The organism is Pseudoalteromonas sp. AWH4_217 (assembly GCF_056161105.1).
This window is the reverse complement of the sequence record NZ_JBSWYM010000005.1, coordinates 153,268-167,064: the sequence shown is the minus strand read 5'-3', so window position 1 is coordinate 167,064 and position 13,797 is coordinate 153,268. Positions and strand designations below refer to the sequence as shown.

Below are 13,797 nucleotides of genomic sequence, written 5' to 3'. Positions count from 1 at the left end.
ATAAATGCAAGTCGCATTTTGGTTAATAAAAATATTTTAAAATTCAGTCTGTTCGCTGTTTTTTTATGCAAAAAATTTTAACCGAACAATCCATTTTCAAAAAAGTTAGTATGTGTTTACATTCAAATAAAGCTTTACCATTGGTGGGATTCTAACGGTGAGTGGCAAATAGACTGAAAAAAAGATTTGCTTACAAGCGGCTAAAGAACCGCTTGCACGCAATTACAAATCTGAGGACAGATCCAGCGTCCGCTGGCCATGTAACGTGATGGCCTCCAGATCGATATCCGGTAGCATTTGATAAATAGGTAAGATCTGTTTTTCTATATAATGACTGTAATCCGGGTTGACTAACGCTCCGCTTACCAGTTTAGGGCCAGACCTACTAATATAGTAAGCAACCTGGCTTCCTTTTGAGAGTGCCCTGTTGATACCCTGACTATGTGCCTCTTTTGCCGCCCTGACATGTGGCGGAATATTCTTAACGTAGGCATTAAGGGGCTTACCCAGACGTTTCTTATAGATGAGCTTGCTATCTGCCTGGCCACTGTTGATCAAGGCAATATACTGCTCCGTCACTGAAATCACATCCAGGCCATCAAACAGGGCCCTGATGACCGCCTGTTGGTACTCTTTCGCAATTTCAGTCCAGTCACTGCGCACCGTTTCCAGTCCTTTAAACACCAGTTCACTGCCCTGCTCTGTTTGAATTTGACCAACATAGCGTTTTTTAGACCCTGTTTCCTGACCCCGGATAGTTGGCATAAAGAAGGGGCTATAATGTGTTTCAAACTCAATTTCCAGATAATTTGGCAAATTGAAATGACACTCAATGTGTTTAGCCCAGCGCAGATTGATTTCCTTCATCAGACTTTTACCTAGTTGCTGACATTGGGCGGCAGACAAGCAGTCAGGCACACATACAAAGGTGGAATCCGTATCACCATAAATAACTTCATATCCCATCTCTTCAATCCAGCCTCGTGTGGTTTGCATAATCTCGTGACCACGCAGGGTAATAGAACTGGATAATCGAGGGTCGTAAAAACGGCAGCCCCGTGACCCCAGAACACCGTACAGGCTATTCATAATAATTTTGATGGCCTGCTGCAGCATTTTCTCGCCCCGGTCTTTGGCCTCCTGGCGTGCCTGCGCCAGCTGTGCGACTAATCTGGGTAGATGGTGCTGAGTGCGGGAAAAAGCCCCCTTATTAAAACCGGGGATAGCATCCTGAGGCGACTTGAGTCCTTCTATCAAACCCATAGGGTCGATATGAAAGGTGCGTATAATGGAGGGATAGAGGCTTTTGAAATCGAGTACCAATACATTTTGATACAACCCCGGCCGTGAATCCATCACATAGCCCCCAGGGCTGTCAAATGTCAGGCCATGCTCACCCAGATTAGGTGCAATGTACCCACTACGGTGCAATAGGGGCAGATATAAATTGGTGAATGCAGCCACTGATCCACCCATACGCTCCAGCTCCAAGCCCGTTAACTGTGTACGGGCGATAGCAAACTCCAGCAAAGACAGCTTAGTAAATATATCCCAGACCAGTACACAGTCCTGCAAGTTATAACTCGCCAGTGCCGGCTTATCCTTATGAAACAGGCGTATGATCGCGTCGAGCCTGTCGTCCTGTTCGATTAATTTACTTGTCCCCAGCACTTGCTGAGCGACATAAGCCAGCTTAAAGGTTTCAAAATGGTAGGTGGCATTTTTCATGGTATCTATACCATCCAGTACCACCCGACCTGCTATGAGTACCCGGGTAAAGTTCCCTTTCGATACTTGCATGGGGGTACCATCTCGCCCAAAACTCAGCGAGACACCCAACGCTTCAGCTCTTTCATTTAATACCGCACAGTCAAATTCAATGACGTTCCAACCGATGATCACATCCGGATCCATGCGGTTAACTTCCTCAACCAGAGCCTGCAATAATGACAACTCATCGGCAACCCAGCGCACATTTACTTCTGCGGTTTCTGGCTCGCCTATCATAATTACAAGTCGTTGTGACTCCGTGACCAGCCCAACAGAGAACAACACACCTTCCCCGCTGCATTCAATGTCCAGCGACAACATAGACAACTCAGGGACAAATTGCGGCGATGGTTTTAGCCGTGCTTGACGGATTTCTGTGTACCCTGCTTTTTTTACAGCATGGCCAGATATCCAGGCTCCTCCACGAATAAACCGCTCCATCAGGTACCTGTCGGCATGACGAATATCCGCCTCATACAGAATAATATGATCGGTCAGACTCTCTTTAATCTGATAGAAATCACTCAAAGTAGAGCAATATAAACCGGTAACCGGTGACTGGTCGAGGTGTTTGAGCGTTAACGGCTTAAATTCAACACCAGAGGTGACTGGGGCCAAACGGGAACGGGCTTTTTCAGCATCTGAAGTGCGGATAAACAACACCGCCTGCTGCGGCTCAGTGATCACTTTTAGCAAGCCTTGCGCAGATTTCAACCAGTAACATAAGTGCAATCGGTTGTTTAGATGGATCTGTTGCCGTGAAAGGATAAAGCCCTGATATACCGCTTGTGCCAAAGGGGATCCCCGCCTAGAATAGAATACCTGTAATTATATCCATACTTTTTTGCTTAAGCGATCCTACATGCTGTCAGATTCTCTAAAAAAAACCATACGTCAGGCGCACACCAACATTGCCGAACAACTCGAAGGCTTCCGCCCTCGCGCCGGACAAAACTATCTGGTTGCAGAAATCGCTAAAACATTGGGTGGTGACTATCACAAATCTCAACGTATCTGTGTGATTGAGGCAGGGACCGGTACGGGTAAGTCACTGGCATACTGCCTGGGGGCTCTGCCCATGGCACTGGCAAAAAAGAAAAAACTGATCATCTCAACTGCCACCGTTGCGCTACAGGAACAATTACTCAATAAAGAACTGCCCTTTTTTAAGGAACACTCCGGCCTCGATTTTAAATTTGATCTCGTTAAAGGTCGCCAGCGTTATATCTGTGTGCAAAAACTAATGGCTGCAGTGAGCGGTGAAGAAACGCAAATGTCTCTGATGCCGACAACCAGCTCACCTTTGTCAGCAATGGAACAGCGCTGCTTACAAGAACTGGCAAAAGCCTATCAGGATAAACGCTGGCAAGGTGACAGAGACAGTTGGGCCGATACCATCCCAGACAAAGTCTGGAACCTCATCGCCTGCGATAAACATGCTTGCCAACGACAGCTGAAGTCTCACAACTTATGTCCTTTTCACCTGGCCAGGCAGAAAATCGCACAAATGGATGTACTGGTGATCAACCATGCCCTTTTACTTGCCGATCTGGAACTCGGTGGCGGTACCATTTTGAGTGACCCGGAAGAGACCTTTTACGTTATCGATGAGGCCCACCATTTGCCGCATATTACCCGGGACTTCTCATCCGCAGCAGCAACAATTAAAGGTACGATAGAGTGGCTGGACAAACTGCTCAAGTTCAGCGGTAAAATGGCCAATGTCGTCGTGTCACAAAAAGCCATCGGGCAAAATTTCAAGCTCAATGACGCAGCCAATGATGCGGGCAAAGTACTCCGACAGGTCAGAGACATGCTGGATCAATCTGACTATAGCTACAACGATGATGATACCCATCGTTTTTTGCATGGCGAAGTGCCGGAGCAACTCAAAGAGCGCGCCAAAGACATCGCCGATGCCACTCAGGATGCACTGCGCGCACTGAGCAAAATGCATGATGCGTTGACCCTGGATGTTAACGACGGTGACGTCCAGAGCTTTATTGCCGATCCCATACTGGCAGAAAGCGGTCAGTATATTAATCGCCTCGAGCAGCTCAATAAATTATGGTTCAGCTATGCCACAAAAGGTGAAGGCACGCCGCATGCACGCTGGATAAAACGTCTGGACTACAAGCACCATCATGACTACCTATTGTGTGATTGTCCCATTGAAGTGGGGTTTTATCTAAAAGATAACCTTTGGCGCGAATGTGCCGGGGCCGTGTTATGTTCTGCCACGCTAAGTGCTATGGGTAACTTCGACCACTTTGCGCGAGAAAGCGGACTCAGCAACGAACCCGGTGTCAAATATATCAAAGCCGATTCTCCTTTTGATTATGCCAAACAAGCCAAGCTGCATATTCCACAGACCAAAACGGAACCTACAGACAAAGCCTTCAGTGATTATCTTGCAGAAGCGCTACCCGACTATCTGGACAAGGAAAAGGCTAACCTGGTGCTGTTTGCCTCCTACTGGCAAATGGATCACGTGGTTGCCAAGCTGCGCAAACAAAACTGGCAGATCCTGGTGCAGGGCGAACTGTCCAGAGAAGAGCTGCTCAAGCGCCACCGTGCCGCCATTGATTTAGGCGCGGGTAGTATTTTATTTGGTACTCAGAGTTTGTCTGAGGGGTTAGACTTGCCAGGCAAGTACCTGGAGAACCTGGTGATCACTAAGATCCCCTTTGCGGTTCCTACGTCACCAGTTGAAGAGGCACAGGCTGAATTCATTCAGTCTAAAGGAGGAAATCCATTTTTATCGATTACGGTGCCAGATGCTGCCAAGAAATTAGTCCAAAGCTGTGGTAGACTGCTGCGCAAAGAAACGGATTCTGGCCGCATCACCATACTCGACAGACGCCTGGTCACCAAACGATATGGCAAGGCGATGCTGGACACGCTGCCACCCTTTGCGAAACAAATAGACTGATCCATGCTCGAATTTGCTTTAGACCCAGCCACCTTGGCGTTGTTATGTACGGTTGCACTGGCCGCAGGATTCATTGATGCGATCGCCGGTGGTGGTGGTATGCTCACTGTACCCGCCCTGCTCACTGCGGGCCTGCCTCCACACATGGCATTGGGTACCAATAAGCTTGCAGCCAGCTTTGGTTCTTTGACAGCCAGCTTTACTTATTACAAAAAAAACCTCTTTAACCCGAGGTTTTGGGCAGCTTCCGTGCTTGCCACCGCCATTGGTGCTGCTCTGGGCACTTTATTGGTCGACTCACTCAGTATTGAGTTCCTGAATAAGCTTATTCCTGTCATTATTTTGCTGGTTGCTCTGTATAGCCTGTTTGGCAGAATGAGCCACAGTGATTCCATAGACTTACCCAAAAAAACCGCCGTACTCAAGGTCAAACAGTGGCTGCAAGGCCTGGCACTGGGATTTTTCGATGGCCTGGCGGGCCCAGGGACCGGCACTTTCTGGACCGCATCCAATGATATGCTTTATAAGATGAGCCTGCTGCTTAATTGCGGTCTTGCACGTTCGATGAATTTTGTTTCGAACTTTATTTCCCTGATCACTTTCGTTGCACTGGGTCATGTAAATTACCTACTGGGCCTGGCTATGGGTGCATTTTTAATGCTGGGTGCTTGGCTTGGGGCGCATTCAGCGATAAAGTTTGGTAGTCGGCTGATCAAACCCCTGTTTAATACTGTGGTGATTATTCTGACAGCAAAACTTATTTTTGAGGCCTATATGGTATGAGTCAGCCACTGGAGAAACTCAGGCTGCGCGTTGAAGAGTTGCAACATCACGCCCGGCAGTTTGATAACGCAAAATGGTTTGATAAAAACCGCTATATTCAGTCACAACCCAGCCTGTTTGACAGTCATGTGTTTCGTAGTAAAAGCCTCAAACTCAGCGACTATGTAGATGAAGTCAAAGAGGCACTGGCACATTTACCTCCGCAGTCGCAACGCCATGCGCTACAATATGCCGTAGAACACATAGGTGAACAGATTGAAGCCATCATTAAAGTGCTGAAATCAACCCCCGTGTGGGCGAAAGAAAACCGTTTCCAGCCCCATAAGAAGGCAAAAGTCTTTCGTCAGGCCGTCAAAAAGATCATGCAGCCTACCCATGAGCTGTATCAGGAATTGTCCCAAAACCATGAATTTGAAAGGCGCCTGCAAGAAATGATCTCGCTGCGTCAGGATCAGCTGATAAAAGCAACGCCAGAGCAGGCCAGTCAGCTTAATAAAGAAATTCTTGCGTTACATGGTCGGCTCGGGCGATGTCGCAAGGCCATCAGTGCCACTGAAGACAAAATCCAGCAAAAAGAAAAACAGACCCGCTTCTGATATGGAAAATTGCCTCTTTTATGTTGTTTTATCACCCTAGTTATAGTGACCTCTCTTTACCGCCAAGGCACAGGTTTCCGATTGAAAAATATCGTCTGCTTTATCAGCAGCTAACACAGACATCGTGTGCACAATGGCTTACGCAATCAAAGCGTATTGCCACACCTGAGCAACTCATGGTGTGTCATGATGCACATTACGTTGCACAGTTCCTCGATGGTACTTTATCGGCTAGTGCTATTAAACGCATGGGTTTTCCCTGGTCGCCGCAATTGGTTGAACGAACACTACGCTCCATCGGTACGACACTCGAAGCCACGGAGTTTGCGCTGAGCAGCGGATTTGCTGCCAACCTCAGCGGTGGCTATCATCATGCCTTCAGCGACAGAGCTGCCGGTTTTTGCATTTTCAACGATCTCGCCATTGCCGCCAGAACTCTTATCAAAAACGGACAGGCCGACACAGTATTACTGCTGGACTGTGACGTACACCAGGGTGATGGTAGTGCTGAGATCCTAAAATCAGACACGCAGATAATCACCTGCTCACTCCATTGTGAGCAGAACTTTCCCAAGCTGAAGCAAGCGTCCGACTACGACTTTGCCTTACCCACCGGCTGTTCAGATGACACTTACCTCACGACACTAGATGAAGCCCTGAATCTGTGTACTCGTCTTCATCAGCCAGACATCGTACTGTATAACGCAGGCGCAGACATTTACCATCGTGACGAGCTCGGGCATTTAGACATTAGTCTGGAAGGCGTATTGGCAAGGGATACTCAAGTATTGAACCATGCAAAGCAGCATCAAACTCCCCTGATGGCCGCACTTGGAGGTGGTTATCAGCGTAATATCAGCCGGCTTGTTGACGTTCACCAGCAACTCTTTATCGCGCTGCAGCACGTCTGGCCAGAACGCTTCAACACGCCCTCTGCACAATAAACTACCCACATAAAGTGGCATTTTGCAGGTTTTAAAATTGCTGGTAACATTAACCACAGAGGTGGTTTATGTTGTACAATTACAATAACTTCAAAATGGAGCACTACAATGAAACTTCATGATGATTTGCACAATTATTACGAGAAAATTGTGCTCGAAAACATTGAAGAACGAGGCCTTGACCATAAATACGATGAAGACGTGATGGCAGACCTGTGTTGTACCGCATTAAACCGTTTGCCAGCTCGTTACATTCGTTATGACGTAGACATGGAGTTTTACCTCCCAACCGACGAAAGAACGGAAATGGAAGCCAAAGTCAAAGAAGCCGTGGATTACGCACTGGCACAAATTGCGAAAAAGAAACAATTTCAACCATGACCCAAAAAACACTAGAAAGCGCACCTGAACACATCAAGCTCGCCGTAGACCTGATCATGTTACTCGAGCAAAACGAAGTACCCGCAGAGCAAGTGCTGGCGGCACTCGAGATAGTTCAGGCCGATTTCACAAAAAAACTGGATGCGGAAGTAAGTTAACTTTAAAAGAACAAAAAACTTCACATCACATTTACCCTTATGTCATATTGTCGCCTCACAATGACAACCCCTATGATGTAAGGAACGATTATGACAACAAACCATCCACGTGCTATTACCTTATTTGTCGCCACTACTTTATTAAGCGGTGGCGCGCTGGCCAATGATTTCGCCGCACTTGATCAAGCACTGCCTGACGGATATGTGATCAACGGTACAGAACCCGTGTTCGATTTTGACGGAGATGGCTGTCTGCCGAGCGCAGGGATAAGCCGGACCGGACAGCAAAATGCAGGACTTAAAACGTCGGGTAGTTTGGGTGGCAGTTGCAGAGACAGCCAGTTTTTAGCCACCTCAAATACCGTGCACCGTTATGCCTGCGCAGAGACGGGACAAGGTCGTTACTGTGGCCACTTTTATGCAATGTACTTCAAAAAGGATCAGGTGTTCCCTTATTTTGGAGGTGGCCACCGCCATGACTGGGAATATGCCGCAGTATGGACTAAAGACGGTCAGGTCACTCACGGCAGTTACAGTGCCCATGGTGATTTGTATACCAAACCGGCTAACGAATTACCCTTTGAAAATGGTCATCTGAAAATTGTCTACCACAAAGACGGCATTCTCACCCACGCATTTCGTTTTGCTAAATCAAATGAAGCGGCAGAGAATGGATATAATCGCTTTGTTACACCAGCAATCATCAGCTGGTACGAAATGTCCGGAGATGGCATAGATAATCAAGGATTGCGCGACAAGCTAAATCAATACGATTATGGCTCAGCGACCTTACCAGTAAAAGACAGTCGCTTTTTAACTAATCTTAACCGCTTCAAGCCCTCGGAATATCCTACTTTCACGACTGCAGACGTGTTAGCGGCACAGTAACCCTTTCTGTCAGCCCGCCTTAGTGCGGGCCTGCTCTGCTCAATTTTAAGCAGACTTCGCGAATGCCTCAGTGGATGTATGCAGCTTATACTGCGCAAAAAACCGACTATCTGATTCAGAGTCTTTCGGGCAAGCGAAATAAGCGACATCGTCGCGCACCGGCTCAGGCCGCTTATGTTGGCCATCTTCCCAGTACAGCACAGCGTGCTTCACCAGCTCTTCCAGATAAGTATGGTCCCAGCTATAGTGGCAGAATCCATGGTGATCAGATAAATAAGGGGCATAATCTGCACAACTCTCAATGCTAGTAATGCCGTTTTTATAATCAGCAAAGGCTTTTGCGTCTTCCTCAGCTGTGGCTGGATCAACAAAATAGGCGACATCACGCCGCGGTGGTAAGGCCTGTGGCAGACCAAACTTTTCTCTTACGGCCGAGCATTCAACCACAATCCAGGAAACAAAATGGGCACCAATCTGATGGTCCCACTTCAACGCAACAAACATCTCAACTCTCCTTCTAAGCTCAATTTATCTCGGTTAGATCGAAACCCTGCATGGCAAATGCGGGCATCCTCCAGAATGCGCGCGCAGCTTACCGGAAATTGTTGTCAAAAAGTAGTCAATTAATGAATTTTTTCATGACATTTTTTGCTGTGAACTGAGAAAAGAATGACCCAAACACCTGGGGTCCGGTGTACAGCTAGCTCGGTAATCAAATCACGGTCAATGACCTGATTGATGTCTAAAAAACAGCCAGGCTGTGACTTCAATTGGGTATTTAAACTGTGTCTGACTCTGTAAAATCGTTACAAGGTATTACAGCATGGTAAATCACCGCTAATATGTTGCTATTTGTCGTGATTTTCAAAAATACAGACTTACCTGCCGCTAGCAGTTTTTTGTCATTTCATTAAACTGCACAGTGAAGCTCAACACTTGGACGTTGTTATGAACCTGACACGCAATTCATTGAAAAACCCCGCTGCTGTCGTGGTGATCCTGGTGCTGTTAATACTGTTTGGCATTCTCAGTATTTTTAAGTTACCTATCCAGCTGACACCAGATATAGAACAACCACAAATAACCATATTTTCTGGCTGGCGGGAAGCGGCCCCCGAAGAGATAGAGTCGGTGATCATTGAACCACTCGAAAACGCAGTTAAAAATACCCCAGGCGCGCTGGAAGTTAACACCACCATAAATCGAGGTAACGGCTTTATCTCGTTAACTTTTGCCGTCGGAACCGATATGCAGCAAGCCATGCTGGATGTCCTGACCAACCTGAATCAGGCGCCGCCACTACCGCTGGATGCCATTGACCCTGTTGTCAGTGCCGGTGGCAATGGTGGTCCAGCCGGACCTAATGCCGCCTCTTTGCTCGTAACCCCGCTCAACGTTGGGGGAGATGGCTTAGACCTGGACATGGCTCAGTATCAAAAAACCATAGAAGAGCTGATTGAACCTCGCCTGGCCAGCATTCCCGGCGTGGCCCGAGTCAATTTGGCCAGTGAAAGACCGAAAGAATTACGGATAACCTTTGACCCTCATAAAGCCGCCGCATTAGGCATCTCACTGGGACAGATCAGACAAACGCTTGCCAGCTCCAGAGACACCTCAGGAGGTCTTGCGGACGTTGGCCGACGCCAGTATACCGTGCGCTTTACCGGCCAATATGACCTGCAAGATATGCTACAAATGCGTATTGGCTATTCTCAGGAGCGACCCATCTACCTGGGTGATGTCGCCACTGTTGCCGAAACCTACTCAGATCGACGAGCAATGAGCGGTCGAAATGGTAAACCGGCCTATTACATTACTGTGTCCAGAGCAAACGGGGCGAATACAGTTGCTCTGCTCGACGGCATCAATCAAGCCATCAATGATTTAAATGCAGGACCACTGCCTGAGGCCGGCATTTCGATTGAGCTGAGCTACGATGCGTCCGTCCATATCCGCAATGCATTACTGTTGGTCAAGAGTAACCTCGGACTCGGCGTATTACTCTCGCTGGCCATTTTATGGTTATTCTTCAGGGGCATAAAAACCACGCTGATTATTGCTGCGACTATCCCCGTTTCTCTGATGGTCGCGTTTCTTGCACTGAGCGCCTTCGAACGCAGTCTGAACGTTATTTCGCTGGCAGGCCTGGCGTTTGCCGTTGGTCTGGTATTAGATGCCGCAATTATCGTGCAGGAAAACATTACCCGATTGAAATCTAATGGGTTCGACAATTACAAAGCGGCGTTACGTGGTGCGGGGCAAGTAGCCGGTGCCTTATTTGCCTCTACCGCGACCAGTGTCGCTATCTTCCTCCCCATTCTCTTTATGGCGGGCATTGAAGGACAACTGTTTTCAGATCTGGCCCTGACACTCTCTATAGCCGTAGTTGCCTCCATGGTCTGTGCCTTAACCATTATCCCGGTTGCCAATCGATACCTGCCGGATAGCAAAACACAAACCGACCCATATAAGCATTACTGGCAGAAGCTGACAACCCTGATCATGCGTCTAACGAACAGCAAGGTCAAACAACTGGGCTGGGTCTGTGCGCTACTGGGTGGCTCCGCGATAGTGACCCTTACGATGTTGCCAAAAACCGATTTCATGCCTCGCGCACCTACCGACGGCTTCTTCTTCAATCTGATTACGCCGCCAGGCGGAAACATGGCCTATATGGAGGAGGAGTTACTCAAACGAGTCCGTGCGCGCCTAATGCCCTATTATCACGGCGAAAAGCAACCGAGTATTAAGGACTTCAATTTTTATATTTTTGGTGCGAACGCAGGGGGGTTTATCTATTCAGCCGACCCACAGCGTGTTGAAGAGCTCATGCAGGTCGCCAGAGAGGAGATCTTTGTCGATCTGCCCGATACTCAGGTGTTCTTTTTCCGCGGTTCGATGATTAACATTGCCAATGGCGGTGATGGTCGCGACATCAATATTGAGCTTACCGGACCAGATATGGACGACCTTATCGCTGGTGCTGAAGTGGCACTACAGGCAGTGCAAACTGCCATGCCTGAGGCCACAGCCCGACCGCAACCTCGCCTTGATATGGCGGAGCCCGAACTCAGACTACAGCCCAATGACCGGCGAATTACTCAAGCGGGGCTGACCCGTCAGGATGTCTCTCAGGCTGTTCAGGCCTTTACGGGTGGCCTGTTTATTAACGAGTATTTTAACGGTAACGAGCGCATGAACGTGATTTTACGTGCCCAAGCCTGGCAGACACCAGAAGAGCTCAAAGCATTGCCTTTATTCACACCAGATGCCGGGATCCAGACTTTAGGGGAACTTGCAGAAGTGACACGCACTGTCGGGCCCAGTCAGCTACAAAGGATCAACGGCCGTCGTACTGTCAGCATCATAGTGACGCCGCCCGCCGAAATGAGCCTGCAACAGGCGCAGGCGATTCTGGCTGAGCAGGTGATGCCCAAGATCAAAGCCCAGCTGCCCGAAACAGCCGGCGTCATTCTGGGTGGCAACGCCCAAAAAATGAATAGTGCAATCGAGGAAATGACACTTAACTTCTTCCTGGCGCTATTTATCTTGTTCTTACTGATGACGGCATTATTTAAATCGGTCCGCGACAGTGCTTTGGTATTACTGGTGATGCCATTGGCCATTGCCGGCGGTGTGCTGGCGCTCTATGTCCTGAATCTGTTTACCTTTCAGTCGTTAGATCTACTTACCATGATAGGCTTTATCATCTTGCTGGGTCTGGTCGTTAATAATGCCATTTTGCTTGTCGATCAAACACGTCATGCTCAGGCTCAGGGAATGGACCGTCGCGATGCCGTTGAACAGGCAGTATTGATGCGCGCGCGTCCAGTTTATTTAAGTACGCTGACCAGCCTCTTTGGCATGCTGCCGCTGATGTTAATGCCTGGCGTGGGGTCAGAAATTTATCGAGGCCTGGCGACCGTTATCGTCGGCGGCATGGCGATCAGTGCGTTGTTTACCCTGGTACTCATGCCCAGTCTGCTGCAGCTTGGCAGTGATAAAAAACCAACCCCTAAAGCTAATAACAATACTAAACCTCAGTTAAATCTGGTCGCGAATCAATAGGAGACCCTTATGTTTGCAAATCAATTTAAGTGCGCACTGGTCACCCTTATTGTCGCCGGTGCAGTAACCTTCAGTCAGCAGGCTGATGCCGCACAACCCGTCGCTGTAGAGCCTGTGTCTCAGGGTCAACTCACCAGTGAACTGGCCGTAAATGGTACCTTACACGGTAAGCGCGATATGGTGATCACCGCAGGAGTCACTGGCAGGTTGCAATATGTTGCCGAGCCTGGCCTTGAAGTTGCTGAGGGCGATGTACTCGTGCGCATGGATACGCTGCCTCTGGAACTTGAAAAAGCGCGTCAGCAAGAAATGCTCCAGCGTGCTCAAGTCAATTTGCGTTTTCAGCAACAGGAACTGACACGCCTCAAAGAGCTGGCCAAAACCAGTAGTGCTGCGGCCAGTCAGGTGGACAAGGTTCAAAATGCACATGATCTGGTGCGCTCTGATATTGCCCTTGCACAGGTTGAGCTCAAAGTGATAGAAGACAAGCTCAACCGCGCCACCGTGAAAGCCCCGTTTGCGGGGACCGTTAGCAAACGCTATCACCGTGCAGGTCGCGACGTGAGTCGGGCTGATGAATTACTCAACCTGGTAGATATACACCAGCTAGAAGCCCGCCTTTATGTGCCGGTCAAGTACCTCCGTTATCTGAGTGTGGGGCAGACACTTCCTGTCAGCGCAGGCAATCTGGATGCCCCGCAGACCACATCCGCGCGCATCAGTGCCGTGATCCCTGCCACCGATCCTCGTTCACAGACCTTTGAAGTACGTGCCATGCTAGAGCAACAAAATGTCCCAGCTAACAAACATCACTGGGCCGTCGGGCAACTTGTCGATGTCAAAGTACCACTCGCCGCCAGTGAGCAAGCATTATTGGTAAATCGCGATGCCCTAATCCTGCGTAAGCAGGGGGTCCATGTAGTCAAAATTGAAGACAATAACACCGCCACTCAGGTGCCAGTAACGGTTGGTAAAGGTCAGGGCAAACTGGTCGCCATTGCACCTAAACCGGACCACCAGCTGCTGGCAGGAGACAGAGTTGCGGTACGCGGAGCGGAACGACTGACCAATGGCCAGGAAGTCGACGTGCAAAATTAAAAGCTTACTAGCCCAATGAGCCTGCTTAAGGAAGAGCTAAGGCTCATTTTTTATAATCAATTCACTAAAATCAACAATTTAATATTTTTTAATATGCTTGGTAAACCAATTTAAACATTTTTAACTGGCTTATCTCGTGCCTGCAGTCAACGCTGTTCCTGTCCAATAACAACAAGGAA

11 protein-coding genes are annotated in these 13,797 nt (G+C 48.5%); 9 read left to right on the top strand and 2 right to left on the bottom strand.

All coding sequences use genetic code 11. From position 1 onward, the window contains the following. Positions 1-222: 222 nt before the first annotated feature. Positions 223-2,565, bottom strand: a complete 2,343-nt coding sequence (locus ACXAH1_RS07565; protein ID WP_475195416.1) for a DNA polymerase II — start codon at positions 2,563-2,565, stop codon at positions 223-225. 67 nt (positions 2,566-2,632) lie between these two features. On the opposite strand from ACXAH1_RS07565, the gene dinG reads away from it, so the two are divergent. The 7 genes from dinG (at position 2,633) to ACXAH1_RS07530 (ending at position 8,452) form a co-directional block, all read left to right on the top strand. Then, a complete protein-coding gene (gene dinG / locus ACXAH1_RS07560) occupies positions 2,633-4,702 on the top strand; it encodes an ATP-dependent DNA helicase DinG (protein ID WP_475195414.1) in 2,070 nt (689 codons plus the stop codon). A 3-nt stretch (positions 4,703-4,705) separates the two neighbouring features. Further along, complete coding sequence (locus tag ACXAH1_RS07555) at positions 4,706-5,485, top strand: TSUP family transporter (RefSeq protein ID WP_475195413.1); 780 nt, start codon at positions 4,706-4,708, stop codon at positions 5,483-5,485. Continuing rightward, positions 5,482-6,081, top strand: a complete 600-nt coding sequence (locus tag ACXAH1_RS07550; protein ID WP_475195409.1) for a primosomal replication protein — start codon at positions 5,482-5,484, stop codon at positions 6,079-6,081. The genes ACXAH1_RS07555 and ACXAH1_RS07550 overlap by 4 nt, the downstream gene beginning before the upstream one ends. 20 nt (positions 6,082-6,101) lie before the next feature. Continuing rightward, positions 6,102-7,025, top strand: coding sequence for a histone deacetylase family protein (locus ACXAH1_RS07545; protein ID WP_475195405.1), 924 nt, complete (start codon positions 6,102-6,104; stop codon positions 7,023-7,025). A 108-nt stretch (positions 7,026-7,133) separates the two neighbouring features. Further along, positions 7,134-7,406, top strand: coding sequence for a late competence development ComFB family protein (locus ACXAH1_RS07540; RefSeq protein ID WP_054014142.1), 273 nt, complete (start codon positions 7,134-7,136; stop codon positions 7,404-7,406). Continuing rightward, positions 7,403-7,564, top strand: coding sequence for a YbaM family protein (locus ACXAH1_RS07535; protein WP_475195402.1), 162 nt, complete (start codon positions 7,403-7,405; stop codon positions 7,562-7,564). Before ACXAH1_RS07540 ends, ACXAH1_RS07535 begins: the two co-directional genes overlap by 4 nt. A 90-nt stretch (positions 7,565-7,654) precedes the next feature. After that, positions 7,655-8,452 (top strand): NPP1 family protein, encoded by a 798-nt coding sequence (locus ACXAH1_RS07530; protein ID WP_475195399.1) that lies wholly within the window; start codon positions 7,655-7,657, stop codon positions 8,450-8,452. A gap of 45 nt (positions 8,453-8,497) precedes the next feature. Here ACXAH1_RS07530 and ACXAH1_RS07525 read toward each other — a convergent pair whose 3' ends face one another. After that, a complete protein-coding gene (locus ACXAH1_RS07525; RefSeq protein ID WP_253043886.1) occupies positions 8,498-8,956 on the bottom strand; it encodes a hypothetical protein in 459 nt (152 codons plus the stop codon). A gap of 444 nt (positions 8,957-9,400) precedes the next feature. Here ACXAH1_RS07525 and ACXAH1_RS07520 point away from each other — a divergent pair, with 444 nt between their 5' ends. Continuing rightward, entirely contained in the window at positions 9,401-12,520 is a 3,120-nt protein-coding gene (locus tag ACXAH1_RS07520) for an efflux RND transporter permease subunit (RefSeq protein WP_475195396.1), read from the top strand. Between the two features lie 9 nt (positions 12,521-12,529). Continuing rightward, entirely contained in the window at positions 12,530-13,618 is a 1,089-nt protein-coding gene (locus ACXAH1_RS07515) for an efflux RND transporter periplasmic adaptor subunit (RefSeq protein ID WP_475195394.1), read from the top strand. Positions 13,619-13,797: the final 179 nt, after the last annotated feature.